23 protein-coding genes and 2 pseudogenes are annotated in these 25,768 nt (G+C 60.8%); 17 read left to right on the top strand and 8 right to left on the bottom strand.

Translation table 11 applies throughout. The features are described 5' to 3' along the window. Positions 1 to 8: 8 nt before the first annotated feature. Positions 9 to 2,171 (bottom strand): polyphosphate kinase 1, encoded by a 2,163-nt coding sequence (gene ppk1 / locus AC07XB_RS14490; protein WP_492810706.1) that lies wholly within the window; start codon positions 2,169 to 2,171, stop codon positions 9 to 11. Positions 2,172 to 2,459: 288 nt separating this feature from the next. On the opposite strand from ppk1, the gene AC07XB_RS14485 reads away from it, so the two are divergent. Further along, positions 2,460 to 3,101 (top strand): DsbA family oxidoreductase, encoded by a 642-nt coding sequence (locus AC07XB_RS14485; RefSeq protein ID WP_492373151.1) that lies wholly within the window; start codon positions 2,460 to 2,462, stop codon positions 3,099 to 3,101. Positions 3,102 to 3,322: 221 nt separating this feature from the next. Continuing rightward, positions 3,323 to 3,508 (top strand): hypothetical protein, encoded by a 186-nt coding sequence (locus AC07XB_RS14480; protein ID WP_492810766.1) that lies wholly within the window; start codon positions 3,323 to 3,325, stop codon positions 3,506 to 3,508. Between the two features lie 192 nt (positions 3,509 to 3,700). Here AC07XB_RS14480 and AC07XB_RS14475 read toward each other — a convergent pair whose 3' ends face one another. After that, a complete protein-coding gene (locus AC07XB_RS14475; protein ID WP_492828309.1) occupies positions 3,701 to 4,741 on the bottom strand; it encodes an AraC family transcriptional regulator in 1,041 nt (346 codons plus the stop codon). A gap of 365 nt (positions 4,742 to 5,106) precedes the next feature. On the opposite strand from AC07XB_RS14475, the pseudogene AC07XB_RS14470 reads away from it, so the two are divergent. From AC07XB_RS14470 to AC07XB_RS14430, 9 genes and pseudogenes are all read left to right on the top strand, one after another. Beyond that, positions 5,107 to 5,205 (top strand): annotated as a pseudogene (locus AC07XB_RS14470) (quinone oxidoreductase); the annotation flags it as partial. Between the two features lie 12 nt (positions 5,206 to 5,217). Next, positions 5,218 to 6,060: a TauD/TfdA dioxygenase family protein gene (locus AC07XB_RS14465; RefSeq protein WP_492828201.1), complete on the top strand. Its 843-nt coding sequence runs from the start codon at positions 5,218 to 5,220 to the stop codon at positions 6,058 to 6,060. Positions 6,061 to 6,113: 53 nt separating this feature from the next. Beyond that, a complete protein-coding gene (locus AC07XB_RS14460) occupies positions 6,114 to 7,172 on the top strand; it encodes a beta-keto acid cleavage family enzyme (RefSeq protein ID WP_492828203.1) in 1,059 nt (352 codons plus the stop codon). Between the two features lie 255 nt (positions 7,173 to 7,427). Next, positions 7,428 to 8,420 carry a Bug family tripartite tricarboxylate transporter substrate binding protein gene (locus AC07XB_RS14455; protein ID WP_492828311.1) on the top strand — a complete coding sequence of 331 codons (993 nt, stop codon included), beginning with the start codon at positions 7,428 to 7,430 and terminating at the stop codon, positions 8,418 to 8,420. Positions 8,421 to 8,457: 37 nt separating this feature from the next. Further along, complete coding sequence (locus AC07XB_RS14450; protein WP_492810702.1) at positions 8,458 to 9,159, top strand: DsbA family oxidoreductase; 702 nt, start codon at positions 8,458 to 8,460, stop codon at positions 9,157 to 9,159. Next, complete coding sequence (locus AC07XB_RS14445) at positions 9,152 to 9,481, top strand: Rieske (2Fe-2S) protein (RefSeq protein WP_492828205.1); 330 nt, start codon at positions 9,152 to 9,154, stop codon at positions 9,479 to 9,481. The genes AC07XB_RS14450 and AC07XB_RS14445 overlap by 8 nt, the downstream gene beginning before the upstream one ends. Positions 9,482 to 9,526: 45 nt before the next feature. Next, the gene (locus tag AC07XB_RS14440; protein ID WP_492828207.1) at positions 9,527 to 10,327 is read left to right on the top strand and encodes an SDR family NAD(P)-dependent oxidoreductase; all 801 of its coding nucleotides are present in this window, start codon (positions 9,527 to 9,529) and stop codon (positions 10,325 to 10,327) included. 342 nt (positions 10,328 to 10,669) lie between these two features. Next, entirely contained in the window at positions 10,670 to 11,728 is a 1,059-nt protein-coding gene (locus AC07XB_RS14435) for a beta-keto acid cleavage family enzyme (protein WP_492373145.1), read from the top strand. 145 nt (positions 11,729 to 11,873) lie between these two features. Next, on the top strand, positions 11,874 to 12,854 hold the full coding sequence (locus AC07XB_RS14430) for a quinone oxidoreductase family protein (protein ID WP_006156180.1): 981 nt from the start codon (positions 11,874 to 11,876) through the stop codon (positions 12,852 to 12,854). A gap of 29 nt (positions 12,855 to 12,883) precedes the next feature. Here the strand turns inward: AC07XB_RS14430 and AC07XB_RS14425 are convergent, their stop codons facing one another. From AC07XB_RS14425 to glaH, 3 genes and pseudogenes are all read right to left on the bottom strand, one after another. Then, entirely contained in the window at positions 12,884 to 13,153 is a 270-nt protein-coding gene (locus tag AC07XB_RS14425) for a hypothetical protein (protein WP_492828209.1), read from the bottom strand. A 212-nt stretch (positions 13,154 to 13,365) separates the two neighbouring features. Then, positions 13,366 to 14,547: pseudogene (locus AC07XB_RS14420) on the bottom strand (alpha-hydroxy acid oxidase); the annotation flags it as partial. A 117-nt stretch (positions 14,548 to 14,664) separates the two neighbouring features. After that, a complete protein-coding gene (glaH, locus tag AC07XB_RS14415; RefSeq protein WP_493688072.1) occupies positions 14,665 to 15,594 on the bottom strand; it encodes a glutarate dioxygenase GlaH in 930 nt (309 codons plus the stop codon). Positions 15,595 to 15,645: 51 nt separating this feature from the next. On the opposite strand from glaH, the gene AC07XB_RS14410 reads away from it, so the two are divergent. After that, a complete protein-coding gene (locus AC07XB_RS14410) occupies positions 15,646 to 16,602 on the top strand; it encodes a LysR family transcriptional regulator (protein WP_492373143.1) in 957 nt (318 codons plus the stop codon). 14 nt (positions 16,603 to 16,616) lie between these two features. Here AC07XB_RS14410 and AC07XB_RS14405 read toward each other — a convergent pair whose 3' ends face one another. Further along, complete coding sequence (locus tag AC07XB_RS14405; RefSeq protein ID WP_492828313.1) at positions 16,617 to 17,906, bottom strand: MFS transporter; 1,290 nt, start codon at positions 17,904 to 17,906, stop codon at positions 16,617 to 16,619. A gap of 302 nt (positions 17,907 to 18,208) precedes the next feature. On the opposite strand from AC07XB_RS14405, the gene AC07XB_RS14400 reads away from it, so the two are divergent. Then, complete coding sequence (locus AC07XB_RS14400) at positions 18,209 to 19,204, top strand: Bug family tripartite tricarboxylate transporter substrate binding protein (RefSeq protein ID WP_492373141.1); 996 nt, start codon at positions 18,209 to 18,211, stop codon at positions 19,202 to 19,204. Between the two features lie 220 nt (positions 19,205 to 19,424). Here the strand turns inward: AC07XB_RS14400 and AC07XB_RS14395 are convergent, their stop codons facing one another. Then, positions 19,425 to 19,985 carry an RBBP9/YdeN family alpha/beta hydrolase gene (locus AC07XB_RS14395; RefSeq protein ID WP_492373140.1) on the bottom strand — a complete coding sequence of 187 codons (561 nt, stop codon included), beginning with the start codon at positions 19,983 to 19,985 and terminating at the stop codon, positions 19,425 to 19,427. A gap of 9 nt (positions 19,986 to 19,994) precedes the next feature. Further along, complete coding sequence (locus AC07XB_RS14390; RefSeq protein WP_492373139.1) at positions 19,995 to 20,906, bottom strand: TauD/TfdA dioxygenase family protein; 912 nt, start codon at positions 20,904 to 20,906, stop codon at positions 19,995 to 19,997. 126 nt (positions 20,907 to 21,032) lie between these two features. On the opposite strand from AC07XB_RS14390, the gene AC07XB_RS14385 reads away from it, so the two are divergent. The 4 genes from AC07XB_RS14385 to AC07XB_RS14370 all read left to right on the top strand — a co-directional run bounded on the left by AC07XB_RS14385 (position 21,033) and on the right by AC07XB_RS14370 (position 25,727). Further along, entirely contained in the window at positions 21,033 to 22,061 is a 1,029-nt protein-coding gene (locus AC07XB_RS14385; protein WP_492828216.1) for an AraC family transcriptional regulator, read from the top strand. Between the two features lie 339 nt (positions 22,062 to 22,400). Continuing rightward, positions 22,401 to 22,604, top strand: a complete 204-nt coding sequence (locus tag AC07XB_RS14380) for a hypothetical protein (RefSeq protein ID WP_492373137.1) — start codon at positions 22,401 to 22,403, stop codon at positions 22,602 to 22,604. A gap of 335 nt (positions 22,605 to 22,939) precedes the next feature. Then, complete coding sequence (locus AC07XB_RS14375) at positions 22,940 to 23,743, top strand: GntR family transcriptional regulator (RefSeq protein ID WP_492828218.1); 804 nt, start codon at positions 22,940 to 22,942, stop codon at positions 23,741 to 23,743. Between the two features lie 778 nt (positions 23,744 to 24,521). After that, positions 24,522 to 25,727 carry a porin gene (locus AC07XB_RS14370; RefSeq protein WP_492828220.1) on the top strand — a complete coding sequence of 402 codons (1,206 nt, stop codon included), beginning with the start codon at positions 24,522 to 24,524 and terminating at the stop codon, positions 25,725 to 25,727. Positions 25,728 to 25,768: the final 41 nt, after the last annotated feature.

Genomic DNA, 25,768 nt, shown 5'->3' with positions numbered 1-25,768 from the left:
AACAGGGATCAGGCCAGCTTCTGCTTGAGGATGTCCTGCGCGGATACCGGCTGGCGGCCCCGCTTGCGCCGGTAGTTGCCGTCCGCGTCCATTTCCCAGGTGTCGCGGTTGTCCTTCAGGTAGACCTTCAGCCCCTCATCGATCACGCGATCCTTGAGGGCTTTGTCCAGCACGGGGAAGCACACCTCGATGCGCCGGAAGAAGTCGCGGTCCATCCAGTCGGCGCTCGATAGCCGCACGTCTTCGGCCTTGTCGTTGTAGAAGTAGAAGATCCGCGCATGCTCCAGGAACTGGCCAAGCACGGAGCGCACCCGGATATTCTCGGACAGGCCCGCAATGCCAGGGCGCAATGCGCAGGCCCCGCGCACGATCAGCTCGATCCGCGCGCCATCGCAGGATGCCTGGTACAGGGCCTGGATAAGCTTGGGCTCCAGCAAGGCGTTCATCTTGGCGATGATCAATCCCTTGCGGCCAGCCTTGGCGTGCTTGCCTTCGCGGCGGATGGCATCGAGCAGCGCCGCGTGCATGGTGAACGGCGATTGCCAGAAGTGCGCCAGCGTGCCGGGGTGGCCGAGTCCGGTCAACTGTGAGAACACGTTGGCCACATCGTCGACGAGCGCTTCCTTGCAGGTAAACAGGCCGAAGTCCGTGAAGCTCCTGGCCGTCTGCGAGTGATAGTTGCCGGTGCCGATATGGGCGTAGCGCCTGAGCTTTTTCCCTTCGCGCCGCACCACCAAGGCCATCTTGGCGTGGGCCTTGTAGCCAACCACGCCGTACACCACGTGCGCGCCCGCTTCTTCAAGCTGGGCTGCCCAGTTGATATTGGCCTGCTCATCGAAGCGGGCGAGCAACTCCACCACCACGCTGACTTCCTTGCCTCTGCGCGCGGCGCCGATCAGCGCCTCCAGCAGGGCCGAGTCGTTGCCGGCGCGGTACACCGTCTGCTTGATGGCCATCACATCCGGATCTTCCGCGGCCTGGCGGATGAAATCCACCACGGGCGAAAACGACTGGTACGGATGGTGCAGCAGGATATCGCCGTCGCGGATGGCGCGGAACATGTCGGGCTGGTCCTGCAGCGCCTTGGGCAGGCCGGGGCGGCATGGCGGGTACTTCAGGTCATCGCGGTCCACGCTGTCAGGAACCGGCAGCAAGCGCACCAGGTTGACCGGGCCATTCACCGAAAACACCTCGGCATCTTCCAGGCCGAACTGGTTTTGCAGGAAGCGGGTCATCTCCTCGGAGCAGTTGTCCGCGACCTCGAGCCGCACCGCATCGCCAAAATGCCGCTGCGGCAGCTCGCCCTGCAGCGCATCGCGCAGGTTCTTGATTTCTTCCTCGTCGACGAACAGTTCGCTGTTGCGGGTGACGCGGAACTGATAGCAGCCGCGCACGCGCATGCCGGGAAACAGCTCGCAGACGTGGGCATGCAGGATAGACGACAGGAACACGAAGCCGTGTTCGCAGCCGGAAATCTCCTTGGGCAGCAGGATCACGCGGGGCAGGGCCCGGGGCGCCTGCACGATGGCTGCGTTCGCCTCCCGGCCAAAGGCATCCTTGCCTTCGAGCTCCACGGCGAAGTTCAGGCTCTTGTTGAGCACACGTGGAAACGGGTGCGCCGGGTCCAGGCCGATGGGGGTGAGCACCGGCATCAGCTCGCGGAAGAAATAGCTGCGGATCCACTCGCCTTGTTCCTGCGTCCAGTGCGGACGGCGCAGGAAGCGGATTCCCTCTCGGTCCAGTTCCGGAACCAGCACTTCGTTGAACAGGCGGTACTGTTCCGCGACCAGCTTGTGCGTGCGGGCGCTGACAAGCGCGTAGATCTGCCGCACGTCCAGTCCATCCGGGCCGGTGGTCGCCGGCGCCTGCAGCTTGATCTTCTCCTTCAGGCCGGCAACGCGGATCTCGAAGAACTCGTCCAGGTTGCTGCTGAAGATGCAGAGGAAGCGCAATCGCTCCAACAACGGAATGTCGTGGTTCTCGGCCTGGGCAAGCACGCGCCGGTGGAACTCCAGCTGGCTGGCCTCACGGTTCAGGAAGAGCTGCCGTGCGTTGGCGCCGAGGTTTGTGCTGGCACTGGCGAGGAAGTCCGACGGGGCGCCGTGAACGTCACTCGGTGCCAGGGGGAGGGAAGGGGCGATCTCAAGTGGAGCTGCCGAGCCTTCTTCCATGATTCGCTTCAATCCTTCTCTGGGAATGGATCATCGTGCACCGATGACCTGTTGGAAAGATAGTACCGCGCGCCGCGCCGCTTGAGGAGTGGGCGCGGTGCACGTTTCCCGATCTGAGGCAGGGCCGTGTGGCTGGCGGGCCACGGACAGATGCCGGGGAGGGGCGTCCGGTCGTGGCTGCCTTGCGGGAAAACCCTGCTGTGAGTGAGGCACTGCCCCCGGCCCTGCAGTCAATGGGAATTGCAGCTACCCTGTCGCGCAGTGATGGACTGACACCGAGAAAACACAATGCAAAAGACGCTGAAAATCGATTTTGTCTCCGACGTCGCGTGCCCGTGGTGCGCCGTAGGCCTGAGTTCGCTGCAGCAGGCGCTGGCGCGGCTTGGCGATGCCGTTTCGGCAGACATCACGCTTCGCCCATTTGAACTCAATCCGGACATGGGGCCAGGAGGCGAGTCGATCCAGGATTACATGGCACGCAAGTATGGCCGCACCGAGGAGGAAATCGTGCAGAGCCAGGCCATGATCCGCCAGCGTGGCGCCGACGTCGGATTTGAGTTTGGCTCTCGGACCCGCGTATACAACACGTTCGACGCGCATCGGCTATTGCATTGGGCAAACCTGGAAGGGCGCCAACTGCCGTTGAAGATGGCGCTGTTCCGTGCGTATTTCACGGAGTCCAAGGATTCCAGCAATCATGAGGTCCTCGTCGAGGCCGCGGCTGCAGCCGGCCTGGACGCCGACAAGGCACGCAAGGTGCTATCGGGCGACGCGTATGCGGCGGAAGTCCGTGAGATGGAGAAGCACTATCAGGACATGGGCATCCGTTCCGTGCCTTCGATCATCTTCAATGACCAATACCTGGTGAGCGGCGGGCAGCCGGTGGAGGCGTTCGAGAATGCCATTCGGGAGGTGCTGGCAAAAGGCTGAAGGGGCGCATGACTATCCTGGCGCCTGCGCTAAGCACCGCAGCCATGGACGCCCCGCGCACGGGGTATCGGCGCGTCGCGCGGGCTGAGGAGATCGAGGCTTGCTTCCTGCAAAGCGTTGCCTTTCTGCATACGTACTATCACCTAATGCTGCGTTGCGTCATTTCCTTTGCTATGATTAGGGAAAACCCGATAAGGGTTATCCCTGAAAGGAAGAAAGCCATGGACACGCAAAGCGACATCAAGATGACCGACCAAATGGAACGCGATCTGATCGAGCGCGAACTTGGTCCCCGCAGCCCCAGCCTGGTGGCAGACGTGAAGCGCGCCATCTTCGCCGTCCAGCATATGCTGAGCCGCCTGCAGAACCAGGCGCGCAAGGCAAAGATCGTCTACGCGAACGGCTGATCGTTCAGGTAGCGGCATCGCATCGCGGGAGGTGTCTCCCGCACAGCAAGACCGGCCTATACGCCGCTCCGCCGGAGCGCAGCGTGGGCCGGTTTTTTTTATGGGTGTCTCGCGGGCCGGAACCGCGGCATATTCGCCGCGGGACGTTGCGCCCGCGCATTGCATTTGCGGCGCATCCGATAGCTCCGGTGCTCATCCCCCCGTTGGGCGATTGACGTCTTCCAGCGAGACGATTCCCCTTCCCTCCATCACCCAGCGCGTCGGCGGTTTCCCAAACTGCACCCCAAACCACCGCGTGAACGCGCTCACCTCTGAGAATCCAAGCAGATCCGCCGTACGCGATATGGACTGCTGCTGGCTCCGCAGATAGCGCTCGGCCAGTTCGCGCCGCACCTGATTGACCAGGCCCGAGAATGTTTCCCCACGCTGCTCCAATTGGCGCTGCAGAGTCCTCGGGCTGACACCTAGGTTCTGCGCAACCTGTTCCACCGCACTGCGGCCGCGCGGCAGTAGCAGGTGAATTGCCCGTCGTACGTCAGCCGCTAGGGAGTGCTCCTTCGAGGGCGATTGAAGGTCAAGTAATTCCCTGGCGTATCTGGCCAGGCTGGCATCCGCCAGGGGGTTCACGCGATCCAGATCCTGGCTCGACAGGACCAGGCCATCGAATTCGCAGCCAAATTCGACCTGCTGGCCGAACAGGCGACGATGCACCCGCAGGTCTGCAGGGGCCGCATGCGAAAAGTGCACGCAGCGGGGTTTCCATTGGGCGCCAAGTATGGCGCGGATCAGGCAAAGCACCGCGCCTACGGTCAGCTCCATGGCCTGCCGGCCGGGTTGCTGCCTGCCGGTCAGCAACGTCACTCGCAAGACCGCGATATTCGCATGCTCGGTGAACTGCGTCGCGACAGAGTCGCTGAGCAGGTGGCGATAACGCTCGACCTCTGCCAGTGCATCCCGCAGTGTGGGCTGATGCTGCAGCGTCAGGCTGACCGGGCCGAAGTCGGAGAGCCGCCACGATTCGCCCATGAGCAGCCCGAGCGAATGGCAGGCAGTGATCCGCGCGGATGTCTCCAGAACCTCCGCAAGCCGGAATTCGGGGATGCGCAGGTCGGGCGTGTGCAGGCATTCCCGGTCCAGGCCGACATGGGAAACCATCTGCACCGGGTCGATACCCGCGGCGCGAGCGATCCCGGAGTACTTCGTGAGGGAGGCGCTGCGAACCAGGACGGTCATAGGGGGCTCTTTCTGAAGAGGGATAGTCAGGTTGATCGAAGGCCTGCGCAATCTACTGATGAAGCCACCGTCGCCTTGCTGCCAGTGTTGGACATGCATTGCATACGCCGCTGGCGCCGCGTCTGCTTGCAGTGAATCAAGCCGGGAATCGACTGTCATGGATGGTCAACTTCTGGCGTGGCCTGTCAAAGCTCCTGCGCATGCGAGAGCCGACAATCAACCCAGGCTACCGAATGATAGTGGCGGCAGCAATAGACGACAACAGGAGACGGAATTGGCAAAAGCCGCTCGCATGTACGAGGTGGGGGGGGGCAGAGGTCCTCCGATACCCCAATGGCACTGACCCTGTGCCGCAGCCCAACGGCATCGGGATCCATCAGCGCCATGCGCTGCAGGATGCGGTCCAGGCGCATCGGGACCTGGAGCCGCGCAAGACCACCGGCTCGTCAATCTTTGTAGTGTAAAGGGAGCTTTCCATGCACGTAGAACCTATTACCTGCACCATTGGTGCCGAAATCGGCGGCGTCAACCTGGCCGATGCAGCGCGCGATAGCGCGTTGCTTGCCGAGATCAAGGCGCTGCTGCTCAAGCACAAGGTGCTGTTTCTGCGGGACCAGGATATCAGCCGGGCCGATCACGTGGCCTTCGCACGCCGTTTTGGCGAACTGGAGGACCACCCCGTCGCTGGCAGCGACCCGGATCATCCCGGCCTGGTACAGATCTATCGCAGCGACAAGCGCGAGAACTACGAGAACAGCTACCACACCGACGGCAGCTGGCGCGAAACCCCGCCGATGGGCTGTGTCCTGCGTTGCATCGAATGCCCGCCGGTCGGCGGCGACACCATCTGGGTGAACATGGCCGCGGCCTACGAGAACCTGCCCGAGGAAATCAAGGAGCGCATTGCCGGCCTGCGCGCCAAGCATGGCATCGAACATTCATTCGGGGCGGCGATGAGCCCGGAAAATCGCGCCAAGCTTGCCGGGCAGTACCCCATGGTCGAACATCCCGTGGTGCGCACGCATCCGGAGACCGGCGAGAAGCTGCTCTACGTCTGCGGCTTCTCCACGCATTTCGCAAACTTCCATACGCCAGAGAACGTGCGCTACGGACAGGACAAGACCCCGGGCGCGAGCCATCTGCTGAACTACTTGATCAGCCAGGCGGCGATCCCCGAATACCAGGTGCGATTCCGCTGGCAGCCTAATAGCGTGGCCATTTGGGACAACCGCTGCACCCAGCACTACGCGGTACAGGACTACTGGCCGGCCCCACGCAAGATGGAGCGTGCAGCCATCATCGGAGACAAGCCGTTCTGAGGCGCGCCAGCCGCCGCCAAGCCTTGCCCCACCTTTATCAATGGAGACATGCCGTGAACTACCTCGATGGATCCCTGTTCCCCGAAAACCAGCAGCCGTTGATCATCACTGCGGCGCCCTACGCACCGGGGTGGCTGCCGTCCGATTTCCCGGAAGACATCCCCGTGACGATGGAAGACCAGATCCAGAAGGCCGTGGATTGCTACAACGCCGGCGCGACTGTGCTGCACCTGCATGTGCGCGAGCTTGACGGCAAAGGCTCGAAACGTCTGTCCAAGTTCAACGAGCTGATCGCCGGGGTGCGCAACGCTGTGCCGGAGATGATCATCCAGGTGGGCGGGTCGATCAGCTTCGCACCCGAAAACGAGGGGGCCGCCGCCAAGTGGCTGTCCGACGACACCCGCCACATGCTGGCCGAACTTGATCCCGTTCCGGACCAGGTGACCGTCACGGTGAACACGTCTCAGATGAACGTGACGGAGCATGCGGAACTTGCGGATTTCAAGGGTACCTCGCGTGAGAACCCTGCGATCTTCGACGCGTACAAGGAAATGACGGTTCCCGCCCAGCCCGGCTGGGTCGAAGAGCACATCCGCCGCCTTACCGCAGCCGGCATCCAGAGTGCCTTCCAGTGTTACAACATCAATAGCTTCGAGTCCGTGGAGCGGTTGATTCGACGTGGCGTCTACAAGGGCCCGCTGGTCATGAACTGGGTGGCAATCAGCGGCGGTATGGATGCACCCAGCATCTTTAATTTCGCCAATATTGTTCGTGCCGTCCCGGATGGTGCGGTGCTTACCGTTGAAAGCTCTGTGCGCAACGTGCTTCCTGTCAACATGATGGGCGTTGCCTTGGGCTTGCATGTGCGCTGCGGGACCGAGGACTGCCTCTGGAACCAGTCGCGCACGGCCAAGATGAGCACGGTGAAGCAGATTGAGCAGCTGGTGCGCATCTCTGGCGAATTCGGCCGCAAAGTGGCAACGGCCCAGGAAGCGCGCGAAATCCAGAAGATCGGCGTGTTCTATGACACGGTCGAGGAGACGCTGGCTGCCAATGGTTTCGCGCCGAACCGCAATGGCGGCAATCAAGGCTTCCTGCGCAAGGCCGCCTGACTCAGGCCGGTTGGAACTGACCGGCAGGTGAGGGAGTCCGCCGCTTGCGCGGCGCGGTGCCAAGGGGCACGCCTGCATGTCAAGACAGACAATCTCATTGCGGTTATTTTGTTTATGTCGACAATAAAAAACATGACTGCTATGATCGTGCCGAAGATAGCCTGGGCAGGTAGAGATGGCTCGTCGCGCAGCTGGCCTCGGTGAGGCCGACAGCACTTGGCAGGCTGGATAGTAGTCAAAAAAATGGGGGAGACGATGTCATTACTAAAAAAGCTGCTAGCAGCTGCGTTGTGCGCCGAGACAATCATTGCCCTATGCGCGCCAGGCCCGGTCCAGGCACAGGAAGCCTGGCCGGCGCGCCCGATTCAAATGATCGTGCCGTCGTCTGCCGGATCGGGAACCGATGCGCTGGCGCGGGTCATGGCGCAGCGCCTTTCCGAATCGCTGAAGCAGGCCGTGGTCGTGGAGAACCGGCCGGGTGGCAGCGGGGTGATCGGGACCAACGCCGTCCTCAAGGCGGCGCCGGATGGCTACACGATTCTCTACACAACGGCGTCCAACATGGTGGTTGCGCCGGCAGTCATCAAGTCCATTTCCCAGGAGGCACGAATGAGCCTCATGCCGATCGCACAGACAGCGGTGGGTGGGGTGTTGCTGCTGGTGAGCCCGGATCTGCCGGTCTACGACTTGCCTGGGCTTATCGAGTTCGTGAAGGCGAATCCGGATAAGTACAGCTATGGCAGCTGGGGCACCGGCTCGTCCGCGCACTTGACGATGGAGTGGTTGAAGAAGCAGACCGGCATGAAGACCGAACACGTTGCATATCGGACCTCCAGTCAACTGCTTACCGAGCTTTCCTCGGGTGTGCTAAAGATCGGCTGGACCGATCCCAGCGTGGCGGTTCCGTTCCTGCGTTCGGGGAAGGTGCGCGGCATTGCCATTGTGGGCAACGTGCGGTCTCCCCAGCTTGCCAACGTCAAGACAATGGGTGAACAGGGCTACAAGTTTGGCACGGTGGGATGGTTCGGCATGTTCGCGCCGGCGGGAACTAGTCCGGTGATCGTGAAGCGGCTGGCGGATGAGGTCAACAAGGTACAGGCGTTGCCGGAGATCGCGGCCCTGATGAAGAGGCAGAACTTCGAGCCGCCGCCGGTAAAGTCCTCCGCGCAGTTGGGCGAAATTGTCCGGGACGATCTGCAAGTCTGGACGAAAATCGCCAACGACGCAGGGATCAAGCTTGAAGAATAGGATATGGCTCCCGCCCGGGGGGCTAAGGAATGATTGCGTGAATTGCTCTGAACGCTCGGGTGCGGTCCCTGCCTCTACATCGTCGCAAACTCTGCGCGTTGACTTCTACCTTGACCTGATATGCCCCTGGTGCTGGATCGGGTTGCGTAATCTGCGTTCAGCATGGGCAAGCTTTCGACAGCAGCATCCCGGATTGGCGCTGGAGACGATATGGCATGCCAATGCTCTGCTGCCGCAGATTCCTGCGCAAGGCATTCCGTACCAGGCATTCTATGAGGCACGGCTCGGCGGCCAACGGGCTGTGGCGATGCGCCGCGCACAGATCTGCGCTGTGGCTGAATCGGTCGACTTATCATTGAACTTCGAGAGCATTGAGACCTTTCCGAATTCGGCGCTGGCATGTGCCTTGGTCAATGCGGCCCAGTCCAATTTGGTGCCGGAGGCCATGTACCAGTTGGTAGAGTCCATCTATCGCGCATTCTTCTCTCAAGGGCAAGACATCGGTTCAACGCAGACCCTGCAGGCCCTGGCTCAAGCGTCTGGGTTCAACTGGGATGCCAGGGCATCCTCCGCGCCCCAGTCCTCAATGGGGGCCGAGCATACAGGAGGGGTTCCTCATCTCGTCTTCAATGCACAGTGGCCGGTTACTGGCGCGGTTCCAGCAAGCGAGTTGGTTCGCATCATGAAGCAAGCCGTGGTGGCCAAGCGTTTGAACAGCGAGTGCGAATCCAATGCCTGATCCCGAATGGATTCTGGTCGGGCCTGCGGAGTCACTGGCTCCAGGCGCACGCAAATTGGTCTTCTTGCAAGACGGTCAATCGGCAATCGTGTTCAACCTTGGCGGCCAGTTCTTTGCCATGGAGAACAGTTGCCCGCATGCGGGAGCTTCCATGGCGGGAGGCTCGTGTGTTGAGCACGTCATCAGTTGCCCTTCACACGGCTTGCGATTTGACATTCGCAACGGCCAGTGCATTTCGTCTTCGAGCTTGCGTATCCGCACCTATGAGGTCGTTGCGGCGGACAAGCAACTCTGGCTACGTACGCCAGAACTCAATCAATGAGATTTCCCTAAAGCAGGCGGACATTAACCTGCGTCAAGAGAAGGAATGAAGATGACCAATGGGTTCGATACGGAGTTCTTCGCCGAGCGCTTCGGCCTGCGCGGCCTGACGGCAATCGTCACCGGCGCTGGCTCGGGACTTGGGCGGCAAGCGGCAAGGACGCTGGCAGCAACCGGCGCGCATATCGCCCTGCTGGGCAGGCGCCCGGAGCCTCTGCAGGAAACTGCGAATCTGATCGCACAAGCCGGCGGTACAGCGCGGGCTTTTCCCGTCGATGTCGCCGATCAGGAAGGCGTGCGCCTTGCCTTGGATGACATCCTGCAATGCATGCCGCCGCTATGGGCACTTGTGAACAATGCGGGCGTCGGCGGGCGCGCGGCGCTGCTCGATGTGGACGAGACGATGTTCGACCGGGTATTCGACGTGAACACGAAGGCCGCGTTGCTGATGTCCACCGCCTTCGCACGCCGGCTCATCGACCGGCAACTGCCAGGCCGCATCATCAATATATGCTCTGTCGCCGCGCTGACGCACCCGCGGCACCTCGGCATCTACGGCGCCAGCAAGGCCGCGCTGGAGCATCTGACCCGCACGATGGCGCATGAATGGGCGAGCCACGGTATCAACGTCAACGCCATCAATCCCGGCTACATCGAGACTGACATCAACCGCGCCATGTTCCAGAGCCCCGCAGGCAGGAAGATCGTTGAGGGCCTGCCTCGCCAGCGCCTCGGCACGCCCGAGGCGCTCGATGGCGCGCTGCTGATGCTTGCTTCGCCGGCCGGCTCATTCATGAGTGGCTCGACGCTGGTCGTGGATGATGGGCAGCGCTTCAGCATGGGCTAAGTCCAGCCTCTCCTGCCATTTCGTGGCGCTGCAACCGAAACGGTCGCTGAACCCATCTGGAGAAGGCGCTGAGCGAGGTCTGCGCGGCCGCCGCCTCGTCCGGTGCTCCTGCGTCAGCCTATTGTCATAAAAAGGCAAGTTCAAGGCGTGCAAGGTAAAGCGGGAAGTGGCGCCAGGCCAGATGATTCACTCGTCGCGAAGGACACTCTGACATCACCGGTTAAAGGAGATGCTCGCCTGCGCACCGCCGTGGCGAAGATGGCGCTGTAAATAGGGTTCTAAAGCTCTCTCATCTAGTTCGACATACTCAATATTCACATTTCAACTTGGATATCCATCATCATGAACTTCCTTGACGGCCACCTGTATCCCGAGAACCAGCAGCCCCTGATCATCACGGCCGCTCCCTATGCGCCGGGCTGGATTCCCTCCGACTTCCCGGAAGATATCCCTGTCACGATGGAGGAGCAGATCCAGAAGGCGGTGGATTGCTACGAAGCTGGTGCCACCGTGCTGCACCTGCATGTGCGCGAACCCGATGGCAGGGGCAGCAAGCGCCTTTCCATGTTCAATGAGCTGATCGCCGGGGTGCGCAAGGCCGTGCCCGAGATGGTCATCCAGGTGGGTGGCTCGATCAGCTTTGCGCCCGAGGACGATGGCTCGGCGGCCAAATGGCTCTCCGACGACACGCGGCATATGCTGGCCGAACTCGATCCGAAGCCCGACCAGGTGACGGTGACTGTCAACACCACGCAGATGAATGTGACAGAGCATGCTGGCCTGGATGACTTCAAAGGGGTTTCGCGGGGATTCCCGCACCTCTATTCAACCTACAAGGACATGATCGTGCCCTCGAACCCCAGCTGGGTCGAGGAGCACATCCGACGCCTGACAGCCGCTGGAATCCAAAGTGAGTTTCAGTGCTACAACATCAACAGCTTTGAAACGATTGAGCGCATGATTCGCCGCGGCGTCTACAAGGGGCCACTGGTGATGAACTGGGTGGCTATCAGCGGCGGCATGGATCAAGCAAACATCTACAACCTGGCCAACTTCCTGCGTGCAGCGCCCGACGGCGCGGTGATCACGGTGGAGAGTTCGGTGCTCAATGTGCTGCCCGTGAATATGATCGGCATTGCCTTGGGCCTGCATGTGCGGTGCGGCATCGAGGATGTACTCTGGAACCAGACCCGCACGGGAAAGGCCACCTCTGTCGAGCAGATCAAGCAACTGGTGCGTATCGCCGGCGAATTTGGTCGCCCCATCGCGACGGCGAAACAGGCACGAGAGATCATGCAGATCGGGGTCTTCTACGACACGGCGGAAGAGACGCTCCAGGCCAATGGCTTCGCACCCAATCGCAACGGTGGCAACCAGGGATTCCTGCGCAAGCCGGCCTAAGGCCTCTGGGGGAGTTGACATCATATGCTGTATGAGTCGTCCGGCATTTCCTGGGGGGCGGACTAAGGCTGAAGGTGCAGTTTCCCCCATCGATCGGACGGCTTTGATATTCATCTAGCCTATTTGATACAGAACAGGAGACAACATGGCGAAAGTCGTTAAATTCTACGAAACGGGCGGCCCCGAGGTCCTTCGTTTTGAAGACGCTGAGGTTGGCGAACCTGGACCGGGAGAGGTCCGCGTTCGCCACGTGGCCGTGGGCCTGAATTTTGCCGACACCTACTTCCGCGGTGGCACCTACCAGGTTCCGCTGCCCAGCGGCCTCGGCAACGAGGCGGCCGGCGTGGTCGAGGCAGTCGGTGCCGGTGTGACCCAGCTGGCGGTCGGCGACCGTGTGACCTACACGGGCTTTGTCAACACGCTGGGCGCCTACAGCACTGAGCGATTGATTTCTGCCGCACTCCTGATCAAGCTGCCGGATGCCATCAGTTGCGAAGCCGCGGCGGCCATGACCATGCGGGGCTTGTCCGCCTCCTACCTGGTGCGCAGGATCTACCCCTTCGTGGCGGGCGAGGCCGTGCTGCTGCATGCCGCTGCAGGTGGTGTTGGCCTGATCGTTTCGCAATGGGCCAAATTGCTCGGGCTGACGGTGATCGGCACGGTGTCGACCGATGCCAAGGCTGAGGTCGCGCGCGCTCACGGCTGTGATCACACGATCAACTACAGCCATGAGGATGTCGCCAAGCGCGTGCGGGAACTGACGGGCGGAGTGGGGGTGTCCGTGGTCTTCGACAGCGTCGGCAAGGCCACCTTCATGTCCTCGCTGGATTCACTCAAGCGCCGCGGCCTGATGGTCTGCGTTGGTACCGCCTCCGGCACAATTCCGCCATTCGATCCGCAAATCCTGGCCCGCAAGGGCTCGCTCTACCTGACCCGCCCGGGCCTGGCCGACTACATCGCCGATCCGGCCGAAAAGGCGGAGCTGGTCGACGAGCTATTTGGCCACGTGGCAGCAGGGCGCATCCGCATCGAGATCAATCAGCGCTATGCCTTGGAGGACGCCGTGCAGGCACATCGGGACCTGGAGGCTCGAAAGACCACGGGCTCGTCCATTTTCGTGATTTGAGGCTTTCCCCTCCTGGGGAGCTCGAGCCGTCAGGCTGCCTTGGCCTGCAGAACGTGATCTAGTGATCTAGTGATCAATTGAGCTGGCAGTTGGGTCAGGGTGTTCAGGACCCGCTGCCGGTAGCGCTCCTCGTTGTACGCGATGTCGGGATCCGCATATTCCACGCCGTAGCGCAGTGCGTCGCACAAGAGAGCCGCCATCTCGCGAACGGTGGCGGCAGCGGTGTTGGTGATTGCCTCGGCGTCGCCCACGATGTGAATCCCGCCACCACCCAGAATGCAGGCACGGTTTCCGCTCATCCGCCTGCGACCTCCCCCCTTCCGATCCGAATGACTCCGCCTGGCTTGAGCCTGCCGGTTTGGGCACGCATGCTTATGCCCGGGCACATGACGCCATGCAGCCATGCATGGTCTGCATTGCTGCATGGCCACGAGGACCATGCGTTTGGCGATGCGGGCTACATGGAAGTGGGGAAACGCGACACAAACCGGTCGGCTTTGTGGCCCTGGACGATGACGGTATTGTTCACGTCTGCGATGGTCTTCGCGCCAAGCATGGCCATGTTTCGATCGACCTCATCGCGCAACAGCGTGATAGCGTGGCGTACGCCCTCGGCTCCCCCAACGGCTGCAGCGTAAATAAAAGGTCGCCCCAGGAAGACAAAGCGGGCTCCTAGCGCCAACGCTTTCAGAACATCACCACCGCGCCGGATACCGCTGTCCATCATGACGGTTGTCTTGTGCGCGACTGCCTCACAAATCTCCGGCAATACAGCAAACGGTTCCACGGCACCGTCCAGTTGGCGCCCACCGTGATTCGAGACAATGATGCCGTCTGCGCCCAAGGCGACAGCGCGTTCGGCGTCGGACGTATGCAAAATGCCCTTTATGATCAGGTTGCCGCGCCATCTTTGCCGGATTCGCTCGATATCCGTCCAACTCAGGTGATCGCGCCCCGTCGTATCGCGAATGGCGGAGGCCGACAAGATCGGTGCGCCGCGAGACGCAAAGGAATTCTCAAAATGAGGCATCCCGCTCGAAATGAGCGTTCTGGCGAACGTCCCGGCCAGCCAATGCGGCCGAGATATCCCATCGAACGCCAAGCGCAGAGATGGTCGCAAAGGCAAGGAGAAGCCAGTACGGACGTTATTCTCCCGGTTGGCCCAAACGGGAATATCAACCGTGAGGACAAGCGTAGCGAACCCGGCCGCTTCAATCCGCTCAATCAGGGCGTCCCTGCGTGCGGCGTCACCCGGCAGGTATGCCTGAAACCACGTGCCTGGCGCGGCTGCGTGAACGTCTTCCATCGGAATCAGGGACGTGCCGCTCATGATTGCCGGTATCCGCTCTTCCCACGCTGTTTGCGCGAGAACCACATCGCCGCGGTAAGCGGCAATCGCACTGATACCAACGGGCGCCACGCCAAAGGGAGACGCGTAACTTTGCCCAAAGATCTCAGTCGCCTGCGATCTTGCCGACACGTCGACAAGGACTTTGGGACGAAACTTGACCTCGTCGAATGCCGTCCTGTTCGCGGCAAGCGACTTTCCATCCTCCGCGGCGCCGGCAATATAGCCAAAGATCGGGCGCGGAAGCTCCCTCTTTGCCGCGACTTCAAAATCGGCCAGCGAGAGAATCGGTCGCAGTCGTCGATGAATTTGACTATTGGCTCCATATGCCGGCTTGGCGGGCATTCCAGCGCTCGCAACGGCCTGGCTATCTGCAAATTCTGTTTGATGTGTCATGTTGATTTGAAGCGTCTATCAGGCCCAACCGCTGTCACTATCAGCCACGCCGGATCACATTGATGATTAGGCGAACGTGCCTCGCTGGCGCATCAGCTCACGGAACAGCGCCGAATTCTTCTCGAACGGCGCACGGCCGTGGAGGTAGAAGTAGTTGTTCAGGACAACCAGGTCGCCGACGGGCAGTGAAACTTCCTTTGTTCCCGGCGAAGCTTCCATGGACGTCGACAGGTCGTTGAGAAATGCGGCCTCCTCGCGATTGCGAGGCTGTACAAACTGATCGATGAAGGACATCGACAGCCCAAACGCGTTCTGGAAGAAGAGCGGCCGTTCGACCCTATCGCTGACATTCTTGGACCCCGGCGCCTTGTAGAGGAAAGGCTGCGTCCCGAGGCGGTGACTGACAAACCGGTCACGCTCTTTCCAATCGTCCAGATGCAAGAATCGGGACTCGCCGCCACTTGCATTCTGTTCTGCGAATTTCATCATCAACAGCCAGTCCGTCGCTTCGGTAACGAAGGTGCCATCGGTGTGCATCGTGAAGAGTCGATAGGCCTGGCGCAGATAGGAGTCGCTATCGTCCGTGTGCTTGACCACGAAGCGAGCATAGTAAGTGCCCGACATTGCATCGTGGTTGCCGGGCCCCAAGAGGTGCCCAATCGCAGTGCCGAAGCGAACGAAATCGTCGGCGTCCGTCGTCAGTCCCTGGAGGCCTACCGTAAAGCCACCGTGCTGCCGGTCCTTCACAATGCTGTTGATGGTTGTCGCGAAGTCTTCGCCGACATGCTTCGCGAGTACATCCGCGAGCCCGTAGCGCATGAAGGGAACATACTCGAGATTCTGAACATCGATCTTGCGTACGTCATGCAGGAACCCAAGAAGGGCATTGCGCTCAACGGTCACATGCAGGAGGCGATGGTGAGCTGGGTGGGCAGAAAACTGGAAGCGGGACTCGTCATTGCTGGCAAGCACGGCAGCAGGAAGCGGGGCATTCATCGATGGTTCTCCGGGGTGTTGTATGGCGCTATTTCATCTGGATTCTTTGATATGATCCAGATAGGAGACAGTAATCTTTGTTCCGAAATTGAGATTAAAACGATGATTGACGTTCGCCAGTTGCAGAGCTTCCTTGCCGTGGCAGAAGAGCTTCACTTTGCGAAGGCGGCAGATCGCCTGGGTGTCGCACAATCAGGGCTTAGCACCCAGATCCAACGCCTTGAACAGGATTTGGGGGTCACGCTCTTGAACCGCAACAAAAGGAAGCCAGTGTCACTTACCGACGCGGGGCGCCTGTTCCATGCCGAGGCGGTCGCTGCGCTGCGGCACATTGAGCGAGCCGACCAGGTGGGACGCCTGGCTGCCCGAGGGCTGGCTGGCGTCATCCGGCTCGGCTATGTGGCATCTGGCGTAAGCAGCGGCCTTTTGTCCACGATGCTGAGCGAGTTCCGGAAATCACACGAGATGGTCCGGATTGAAGTCGTGCCAATGGAAACGCCAAGGCAGCTCGAAGCGCTCAGCGATGGCCAGATTGATGTGGGAATTGTCAGGCCCAGACGACTCTATCCGGCTGGCGTGATCACGAAAGTCGTGCAGACTGAACGTCTACTGGCTGCAATGACAGGAAGCCATCCACTTGCAAGGCGAGGGACCGTTTCAGCGCGCGCGCTAGCAGATCAATCCTTCATCGTCCCGCAGTTTGCAGACGAGGAAGGATTCGGGGATGCGCTATCCGCCCTGGGCAAAGCCGGAGGGTTCACGCCTCATCTGGAATATCGCGTCCAGGATTTCATCTCCGCAATCTGCCTCGCGTCCGCGGGATACGGAGTGGCCATCGTGCCTGAGTCAATGCAGAATTTCTCCCAGCCAGGCATCTTCTACGCACAGATCGCCGACTTCAAGTTCTCAGTGCACCTGGCGCTAGCGTATAGGCGTCGGGAAATATCCCCCGCGGTACGAGCCTTTGTGCAACTTGGAACTGAGGCTCTCAATGGCCGTGCATCGTAGACTCGGCAGCGCGCTCAGCCGCGTCGCGCTTCCGCGACGTAGCACCATCTGCCAATGAGGAACACGGTGAAGGGCAGAATTGCCGCGAACGGTAGCCAGCGCAAGGCAACTTGAAGACCAACCGCATCCGCTACCATGCCGGTGATAAAGGGGCCTGCTGCGAGGCCCAGTATGTTGTTGAACAGCGTCAGAGTGGCAAATGCCGAGCCGTGAATGGCTGGCGGCGTGGCCCCGGCAATGATCGCGCTACATGTGCCGAACGAGCTGGCAAGGAAGAACACCCCGGGCGCAAGGAGCGCGAGTTGCAGATTGCCCTGTGGCAAACGGAACGCGATCGCCAGCAGAACGCCTAACACGAGGCAATAGCCAATGGCCATGTTCCACCTTTTGAGCGACGAACCCCCGCTGATCCGATCGGTCATCACACCGCATATGAGTTGGCCCAGGCCGCTGACAAGGACCAGGCCTGCCGCCAATGTGGCTGCTTCGCTGACAGGCATGCCCCAGTAGCGATTCAGGTAGCTGGGCAGCCACACGAACAGAGTGCCTTGAACGAAGATCTGCAGGGCGCAACCGAGGTAGGCACAAAAGACGGAACGGGACGGAAACAGGCCAGAGAAAAACGCGCGCGGTGTTAGTTTCACATGCCCGAGGACCGGAGTTCCGTTTGCATTGTCCGGTTGCGTACTCGCGAGTTTTTTCTCGGTGACCACGAAGTAATAAATGATCACCAGCACAAAACCAACGATCGCCATCAGACCCATTGACCATCGCCATCCAAAGTGCGTCGCAATGATCCCGGAAAGCGAAACACCGAGCACGGACCCAAAGGCAGCGGCAGACGTGAAGCCGCCGGCAATGGTAGACCGCATATGCCTTGGGAAGACGCTCACGAGCATAGCGAATCCGACACTTCCATAGGCAGCCTCGCCGACGCCAACGAACAAGCGCGCAACGAACATCTCGTGATAGGTGCTGGCAATGGCGCACCCGAGCGTGGCAACACTCCACACCGCCACCATCAGTGCAATGCTTTTGACGCGCCCCCAGCGGTCCGCGATGATGGAGAACGGGATGGTCAGCACGCCGACCATCAACGGCACCACGCTGCTAATCGAGCCGAGCTGTGTATCGGAAATCTGCCACTGCGCTTTCAATAGTGGAAACAAGGCATTGATCGCCTGCCGCGACATGTAGTCAGACAGTAACAAGCAAAACATCAATGCAAAGACCACCCACGCGTAGGGTCGGGCACCAGTGGTAGCCGCAGCCGGCCCAGCCGGCATCGCGTTACTCGTAGACATGTTCAATTTCTGTCTCCTTATGACTTCTTGCATCGGATCATCTAGCCTGGCGCTACTTCCCGCTTTACCTTGCACGCCTTGAACTTGGCTATTTATGACAGTCATCCGCAGGCGCAGGGGAGCCGTGGCCGGGGCCAGCCTGCACGCTCTGGAGATCTGAGCAGGGTTTTCCCTTTGCTTGCGCGAGTTGGTAATAACTTGTCGTGAATGGTCAAGCCGGTTGGCCCGGTGCGATCCGAGAATAGACGAACAAGCCTTTCTAAACACGCAAAGCACCGCAATCGAAATCAAAAGGGGTAGACATGAAGAAGCAGGCCAATCACTTGGGGTGGCGCGGTTGCGCCTTGGTAATCGGTGTTGGTGTCGCCGGGGGCATGTCCGTGGCCCAGGCCCAGGAGGCTTGGCCCAGCAAGCCGATCCGTCTGGTGGTGGCGGGGCCTGCCGGCGGCAGTGCCGACGCCTTGGCCCGGCTGCTGGCGCAAGGCCTGCAGCAAAAATTGAGCAAGCCCGTCATCGTAGAAAACAAGGCTGGTGCCGCCGGTGCGCTGGCGATCAGCGATTTGCAGTCCAACGGCAAGGATGGCTATACCTTCCTGGTTATCCAGGGCGGTGTCGTGAGCGAGGCGCCGTTGGCCTACAAGGTCCATTACAAGCCTTTTACGGACCTGAAGCCCCTGGCCCAGATCAGTCGCACGGGGCTGGTGCTGGTTGCCAACAAGGATGTGCCCATCTCCAACCTGAAGCAGTTGGTGGACTACGGCAAATCGCAGAAGGACGGTATCGTTTTCGCGTCCTATGCTACGGGATTGAAGGGCCACACCTCGGGCATCCTGCTCGGGCAGCTCACGCATGTGCCAATGCGGCATGTGGGCTACAAAGGCTCGCCCCCGGCGTTGAACGACCTGATGGGTGGTCATGTGCCCCTGATGTTCGATGGGGTGACTACCTCGTTGCCGCTGATCAAAGCGGGAAAGATCAAGGCGATTGCCTTGAACTATCCGACCCGGATTGCCGAATTGCCGGATGTGCCGACTTTCAAGGAGCTCGGTTACCCGCAACTGGCGCAAGCAGGGTGGTTCGCAGTGTGGTCCCGCCCGGACGTCGCTCCGGCAATCCAGGAGAAAATCCGCGAGATAACACTGGCGTATTTCAAGCAACCCGCGGTGCAGAACCACGTCAAGGACATGGGGATGGAGCAGGGGGGCGCCGCTACGTCGGAAGAGTTGATGGCGGACCTGAAGCAGGCATACCAGCAACAGGCCGCGCTGCTGAAGTCCATTAACTACCAGCCGGATTAATAAGCGATTATTCTGCGCAAACTCGCCATTGCAGTCCGAATGGCCTTTGCGCAGTCGTTGGCCAGTGTATGCGGCATCGTCGATCTGGCTCGTCCGTCAGTTACGGATACGGATCGCGGTCGTCGAGTCTGGCTGATCGTTTATAGCGGGCGCCGCCATCTTCAAATCCCGCGGGCCCGCTCTTTTTTTCCCGGCCGGCGGCATTCCGCCGCCGGTTCGGTCACGAGAGTTCGCGAATGAACGCTTTGGCTTGCGGCCACTCGCCATAGCCTGAAGCGGGATTCAGATGCCCGACCTCGCCGAGTTCGACAAAGCGGCTGCCCCACGCCTTCGCCAGGCCACGGGCGCGATCGAGGCGCGTCAGGGGATCGTTGCTGCTCGCCGCAACGATGCTCGGAAACGGCAATGTGCCGCGAGGGATCGGCAGCCAGCCGTGGTCGCTCAGCGTGCCGAGCGTCGGATAGCCTGCCGGCATGGACGTTTCGAGGTCCGCGGGCGCCGCGAGCAGTGCGCCGAGGATCTCCCGTGTGGCGCCTCGGGCGGCCCAATGGGCGACCATCATCGCGCCTGCGCTGTGCGCCACGATGATCACCGGCCCCTCGATGGTGGCCAAAGCGCGATCGATCGCGTCGACGCGAGCAGCGCAACTCAGCTTGTCTTGCTCAAGCGGAGCGACGCTGACGACGCGAGGCAGCGTCGCCGCCAGCAGGGTTTGCCAGTGTTCCGGCACATGATCACGCAGGCCAGGGACGATGAGAACGGTCGGTGCCGTAGAGGTCATGTCGATCTTTCAGTAAGGCGCGTCACCGATGATGGCGGTACGCTCCATCTTTCGGTGGCACGGTGGATAATCCATCACTGCGTAGTGCTGGGTTGAACGGTTGTCCCAGAATGCAACGCTGTTCTTCTTCCAACGAAAACGCACTTGGTATTCGGGGATGTTGGCCTGGCTGACCAGGTAGCTAAGCAAATTGCCGGCACCCGGCGCCTTGTCCAGCCCGAAGCGCACGTTGGCCGGCACATTGAAATTTGTGAAGTGCGTCGTAAAGCTTCCATTGACGAACAGCACTTTCTCTCCGGTTTCGGGATGGATGCGCACAACCGGGTGTTCGGCGTCCGGGTACTGAGCCTTCAGCGCAAGACGCTTTTCGATCGGCATCGCGGCACCGAAGCTCGCCTCGATGCTGTGGCGCGCGCGCAATGAGGCGATCTTCGTCTTGATATCCTCGGGCAACTGGTTGTAAGCCTCGACCATGTTGACCCACATCGTGTCACCGCCTACAGGCGGGCATTCGACGCAGCGCAGCACGCAGCCCATCGGAGGCTTTTCGCGCCAGGTGGCATCGGTATGCCAGGAATTCTCGTTGCGTTCGGGGGGGCTGTCCGGGGTCTTATAGATCTGAACCAGTCCTGGGTAATCGGGATGGCTGCCTACCACTGGATGGTCCTCCAGCTCACCGAAGCGGCGCGCAAAGGCCACGTGCTGCGCGCGCGTGATGTCCTGGTCGCGGAAGAACACCACGCGATGTTTCAGGAGCAGCGCCCGAATCTCCGCCATCTGTTGGTCGTCCTCGGCAGCCGCGCCCAGGTTGACGTTGCTGAGTTCCGCACCGATCGTGCAAGTGATGGGCTCGACCCGGATCGAGTTGCCTAGAGAGGTTGCGCGGACCACTGCGGGTGCCGCCTTGAGGTGTTGAATCATGAGCGTGTCTCCGATTGTCGGTTTGGCCGATCGATCCTTGCGAGTCTGGATGTCGCGGGTATCTCCCGCTTGACAGTACATGACAGGCATTTATCATTCCATGTCAATGTCCTACTCAGTACTCTAATGTCGTCACTTGTCCGCGCCGCGGCCCTCACCAACTACAACGAGGTCGCTAGAGCCGCTGGACTGGACCCAGTGCGGATGCTCTTTGATGCGGGGTTGAGTCCGAGCGTACTGAGCGAGCCGGACATCATGATTCCCGTCGAACGTGTCGGACGGCTGCTTCAGGCGTCCGCAACCATGTCAGGCAACGAGAGTTTCGGGCTGTGCATGGCCGAGTCGCGCCTATTGTCCAATCTTGGGGCGGTAGGATTGCTGATCCGCGACCAGGCGACCCTGCGTGAGTCGCTTCACATGCTGGTGCGCTATCAAGCGTCGCTCAACAGTGCGCTGTCGCTGGCGATCGAGGAGTGCGATGGACTGGTCATTATTCGCGAGGTGGTAGTGGCTGGCAGCGCACATCAACCCACGCGTCAAAGGGTTGAGCTGGCGCTTGGTGTCATGGTGCGGTTGATACGTCAGCTCCACAAGCCCGACTGGGAGCCGCGGCGTGTTTGCTTTGAGCACCCCGCGCCGCGCGATCTGAGTATCCACCGGCGGTTTTTTGGCCCTTGCGTCGAATTCAACTATGACTTCAATTGCATTATCTGCGCAAAGGCCGATCTCGATGCACGCAACCCGTCCGCGGATCCGGCCATGGGGCGCTACGCGCAGCGGCTGATAGACGCGTCAGCCCTGTCGCAGCAGGCGACAATGCTTGAGGATGTGCGGCGCATGATCCTGCTGCTGTTGCCCAGCGGGCGCTGCAGCATCGAACAGGTTGCGGAGCATCTGGGCGTGGTGTGCCGCACGGTCCAGCGCCGGCTGGCGGAACAGGGGCAGAGCTTCTCGTCGATCGTTAACGACGTTCGTACGGAACTCGCCATACGCCATGTCACCGAGAGCGATCGTCCGTTGACGGAGGTGGCGACCCTGCTCGGTTTTTCCGCGCCGAGCGGATTCTCGCGCTGGTATCACGTGCAATTTGGCTGCAGCCCCAAGGAGAGCAGGGCAGCGCGCGGCACATTGCGCCGACAGACGGCACCGACCTGAGCATAATCCCGGCAGAGCGCAAGCCGCGTCAGGCCATATCTTGTATTGACGCTCTCTTTGCCGGGTTCCGCAGGGCTTCCGTCTGGCCAGCCGCGCGGCGCGTGGCGAATAGGCGTTCGAGCAACCTTCAGTGACCCCACAGCCTCTGCGGAACCCTCAGTGGAACCAGTGCGGGCTAGCGCTTATATTGTCGACAAAAATAAAATACCGTATCATGGGGACGGCACGCCTTTCCTGGAGCGCCATCGGAAAGCGCCGCGCATGCTTGGATGCCAGGGTGACAAGCTTCCATGTTCTGCGGGCCGTGCGCGCAGAACATGGGCGAGGGGAGATATCACAATGAAAGACGATCAGCCAGCCGGTAATGGCCCGTACCTCCATCGGATGGGCGGGGCGATCTGCATGGGATTCTGCTGGCTCGCCGAGCGGCTGTCCTATGCCACGGCAGCGATGCTGTTGACCGATCTGATTGCGTGGGAACATGACGGGTACGTCGTGCGCAAATACCTGAACATCGATGCGCTTCCCGGAGCCGACGAGTAGGCGCGGTATCGGAATACGCGAGCGACGGCGGGCGTCAAGCGCCTCCTTGCTGGCTCCGCTTCCCCTGTCTCTGCCCTGGCGTGCGGCCCCCTGTTTCTGCGGCGGCCCGATGTACCGGGGGCCCGTAGCGAGCCTGCAAGGACGTCGTCCTGCGCAGGCCCTTGTCGTTTTGGGAACGCGCGGCTGCCAGGATCAATGGTCCCGTTGGCTCTGGCAGTATCCGCAATCTGCCCGATTCGCCACGTAAGGTAAGATCTCGGGCGCTGCAAGCGGTGCAATGCCGACCAAGGGCAGCACCCGACCCGTTCCCCAATCATCGGAAGGACTTACCACTCATGGGCAGGCTCAAGACTACCAACACGCCGGAATTGCGGTCGCTGCTTGCACCGCAAACACCGCAGAATCCGGTCACGCTGGCTGTCGAGCAGGCGCTTATGCATGGACGCGACTGGTCGGCATCCGTAGCTGACCAGATTGCGGTACGGCTGGCGGGCCTGATTACGATCGACGTGATCCACGCAGGCCAGCGCTTGCTGGAGAAAGACATCAGCGAGGTCCTGGCGGTCAGCCGCGCTCCTGTGCGCGAGGCCTTGCGCATTCTGGAGCGGGAGCGCTTGATTGAGTTCCGTCCCCGGCGCGGCGCCATCGTCACCGAGCCCAATGCCCAGGACCTGCGGGATATCTACGTCGTGCGGGACGCGCTGTTCGAGATCCTGCTCAGGCAGTTGATGGAAGAGCGTGCGGACGCGCTGGAAGCGTTGTTCGAGCAATTCATTCCGCAGTTCAGCAAGGCCGCCGAGGAATCGGTAGACGCCTATATCAGCGTGACCTTCCTGGCAAACATGGCCATGGCAGATCTGTCCAGCAACCGGCTGGTAGGGGAGGTGCTGAACTCTATCTCGCTGCGGGTCCTGCGCTATGTGCGGCTGGGGCTCGCAGCCCATCCCGGCTCGCTGGAGAATTCCTTCAAGACCTGGCGTGCTCTGCAGCGCGCTGTAATCAAGCGGGACATCGAAGCGGTCTTGCAGACCGCGCACAAGCGCATCGGAAATTCCCGCGAAGCAGCCGTCCGTGCCCTGTCATCCGGCGTCCAGAAAGGCAAGGGCGGCGCTGCCGGCCGCAGCGCTGTGCCGGCGTAGGCCTTCCAAGCGCGCGCGGGCAAGACTGCCCGCCATCGCTCTCCAGTTATCCTCTCTATCGGCAGGCTGCCAGCGAAGATCGCGATATCTGCTCGCAAGTATGGCTCCCGCGAGGCTGCGGCTGTGCCAATGGGAGAAATCAGCGCGGGTTAGCAGAGTCTCAAGCGCCGCTGTGTGTTGAACGGGGCTTTACCCGAATCGAATTCCTCAGAACGGCACGGGCTCCTCGGCGCCGGCAAGACCGGCTGCTTATTCACCTGCTGCGCACGCGGGAGAACGAGCCAAAGCACCTGCCGATGCGCGCCACCTCAGGGCAATCTCCCAATGAATAAGCATAGCAGTGACCGCGGGGTCGCCTCAGAGCCGCGCGAAGGCCAACTGCGCGCGCTTGCGGCGTTCAACGCATTTCATTCAATGTTATTTATGTCGACAAGAAAGATTTCTGGCTGATATCATTGCCTGCACCCGAGGCCGGAATAGGGCATTGATCGGTAAGGAACGCTACTGAAGCGCGCTGGCTGTGATCGAACGTTTCATGATGCGGATCGAACAAGATGACCCGCGCGGAGATTCTCTGGTGGCGATGGCCGGCCTATGGACAGCCGGGCTGGACACGAACGCTTCGTTCGCTGTGATCGCGGCAGCGAATGTGACGTTCGATCTAGTGGATCTAGTGGATCTAGTACGCGACCCCACTCCCATGGCGTTGCCGTAGTCGCGGTGCCACGGGTCAACGAGGACGCCAGGGGCGCAGAAATAAACCAAAGGAGAAGAGACAATGGGATCATTCAGCAAGCGGAGCAAGTTTCATGGTGCACTCATCGCTGCGGGCGCAATCTGCACCGGCGGCGCATACGCACAGAGCAGCGTGACGCTTTATGGCGTGGCGGATATGAACGTCGAATTTGCTAGCCATGTTGGCGCGGTGCCCAGTGCAGCCAACAAGTTCAATGCGGGCCCGTCAAACAATGTCTACCGAATGGACTCTGGCGGCCTGTCTGGATCGCGTTGGGGCTTGCGTGGCGTGGAAGATCTCGGCAACGGGCTGAATTCCATTTTTGTCTTGGAGAGCGGCTTTAACCTGGATGCCGGCACGTCGCAGCAGGGCGGCCGCCTGTTCGGTCGCCAAGCCTATGTGGGCATGCAAAGCTCGCAGTTTGGCCAACTGACTTTTGGCCGTCAGTACACGTCGATGTTCGAAGGCCTGGCAAACTTTGTACCCGCAGCCTTTGCCACGCAGTATGAACCGATCGTGATGCTGACAGGCGCGAACTTCCGCGAGGACAACACCATCAAGTACACAGGTCGGTTCGGCCCGGTCACCGCACTGGCACACTGGTCCTTCGGTACCGGCCTGGCGTTGCCGACGACGGTGGCCAATGGCCCGCTTCTAGGCGGCAACGGTGAAGTCCCTGGCCAGTTCCGTCGCGATACCGCCTATGGTGCGGCTTTGACCTACATTGCCGGCCCTGTCGGCGTGGCTGTTGCTTACGACCAGTTCAATCCCACCGTTTCGAACCCCTTGAATGCTGCTGTCCTCGGGAGTGGAAGCTTCAAGAAGGCGACGATCGCGGGAAGCTATGCGTTTGGCCAGGCAAAGATCATGGGCGGCTACCGCTGGGGCCAGAACAAGGACCAGAATGGCAGCCTGCTTGAACGCGACGACCTCTACTGGATCGGCGCCAACTACCAGGTGACGCCGGCGCTTGGCCTGACGCTCGAATACAACTATGACCACGTCAAGCGCTTTTTCGCGAACACGTCGACCCCGAACCCATGGCAAGTTGCTTTCATCGCCGACTACGCCCTCTCCAAGCGGACTGATGTCTACTTGACCACGGCATATGCAAAGAACGCGGGCCTGGGACTGGATTCCGCGATGATCGCCTACGCGAACAGCCTTTCCCTTGGCAATAGCTACACGCTTGCCAGCGGCCAAAGCAATATGCTCGGTGTCGCCGCAGGCATTCGCCACAAGTTCTGAGAGCCTGTTTGAGAATTCGCTGCAGATGTGTTCTGAAGGTG

The organism is Cupriavidus sp. GW821-FHT02F09 (assembly GCF_059421605.1).
The sequence above is the reverse complement of the archived record's forward strand: the minus strand, read 5'-3'. Positions and strand labels throughout refer to the sequence as shown.

Bases quoted from the DNA above. Each gene is read 5' to 3' on its own strand.
- AC07XB_RS14475 (WP_492828309.1), bottom strand. From the start codon at position 4,741: ATGACCGTCCTGGTTCGCAGCGCCTCCCTCACGAAGTACTCCGGGATC.
- AC07XB_RS14410 (WP_492373143.1), top strand. From the start codon at position 15,646: ATGATCCAGATAGGAGACAGTAATCTTTGTTCCGAAATTGAGATTAAA.
- glaH (WP_493688072.1), bottom strand. From the start codon at position 15,594: ATGAATGCCCCGCTTCCTGCTGCCGTGCTTGCCAGCAATGACGAGTCC.
- AC07XB_RS14405 (WP_492828313.1), bottom strand. From the start codon at position 17,906: ATGTCTACGAGTAACGCGATGCCGGCTGGGCCGGCTGCGGCTACCACT.
- ppk1 (WP_492810706.1), bottom strand. From the start codon at position 2,171: ATGGAAGAAGGCTCGGCAGCTCCACTTGAGATCGCCCCTTCCCTCCCC.
- AC07XB_RS14380 (WP_492373137.1), top strand. From the start codon at position 22,401: ATGAAAGACGATCAGCCAGCCGGTAATGGCCCGTACCTCCATCGGATG.
- AC07XB_RS14400 (WP_492373141.1), top strand. From the start codon at position 18,209: ATGAAGAAGCAGGCCAATCACTTGGGGTGGCGCGGTTGCGCCTTGGTA.
- AC07XB_RS14370 (WP_492828220.1), top strand. From the start codon at position 24,522: ATGGGATCATTCAGCAAGCGGAGCAAGTTTCATGGTGCACTCATCGCT.
- AC07XB_RS14390 (WP_492373139.1), bottom strand. From the start codon at position 20,906: ATGATTCAACACCTCAAGGCGGCACCCGCAGTGGTCCGCGCAACCTCT.
- AC07XB_RS14385 (WP_492828216.1), top strand. From the start codon at position 21,033: ATGTCGTCACTTGTCCGCGCCGCGGCCCTCACCAACTACAACGAGGTC.
- AC07XB_RS14435 (WP_492373145.1), top strand. From the start codon at position 10,670: ATGAACTTCCTTGACGGCCACCTGTATCCCGAGAACCAGCAGCCCCTG.
- AC07XB_RS14465 (WP_492828201.1), top strand. From the start codon at position 5,218: ATGCACGTAGAACCTATTACCTGCACCATTGGTGCCGAAATCGGCGGC.
- AC07XB_RS14395 (WP_492373140.1), bottom strand. From the start codon at position 19,985: ATGACCTCTACGGCACCGACCGTTCTCATCGTCCCTGGCCTGCGTGAT.
- AC07XB_RS14485 (WP_492373151.1), top strand. From the start codon at position 2,460: ATGCAAAAGACGCTGAAAATCGATTTTGTCTCCGACGTCGCGTGCCCG.
- AC07XB_RS14425 (WP_492828209.1), bottom strand. From the start codon at position 13,153: ATGAGCGGAAACCGTGCCTGCATTCTGGGTGGTGGCGGGATTCACATC.
- AC07XB_RS14455 (WP_492828311.1), top strand. From the start codon at position 7,428: ATGTCATTACTAAAAAAGCTGCTAGCAGCTGCGTTGTGCGCCGAGACA.
- AC07XB_RS14480 (WP_492810766.1), top strand. From the start codon at position 3,323: ATGGACACGCAAAGCGACATCAAGATGACCGACCAAATGGAACGCGAT.
- AC07XB_RS14430 (WP_006156180.1), top strand. From the start codon at position 11,874: ATGGCGAAAGTCGTTAAATTCTACGAAACGGGCGGCCCCGAGGTCCTT.
- AC07XB_RS14445 (WP_492828205.1), top strand. From the start codon at position 9,152: ATGCCTGATCCCGAATGGATTCTGGTCGGGCCTGCGGAGTCACTGGCT.
- AC07XB_RS14375 (WP_492828218.1), top strand. From the start codon at position 22,940: ATGGGCAGGCTCAAGACTACCAACACGCCGGAATTGCGGTCGCTGCTT.
- AC07XB_RS14440 (WP_492828207.1), top strand. From the start codon at position 9,527: ATGAAGATGACCAATGGGTTCGATACGGAGTTCTTCGCCGAGCGCTTC.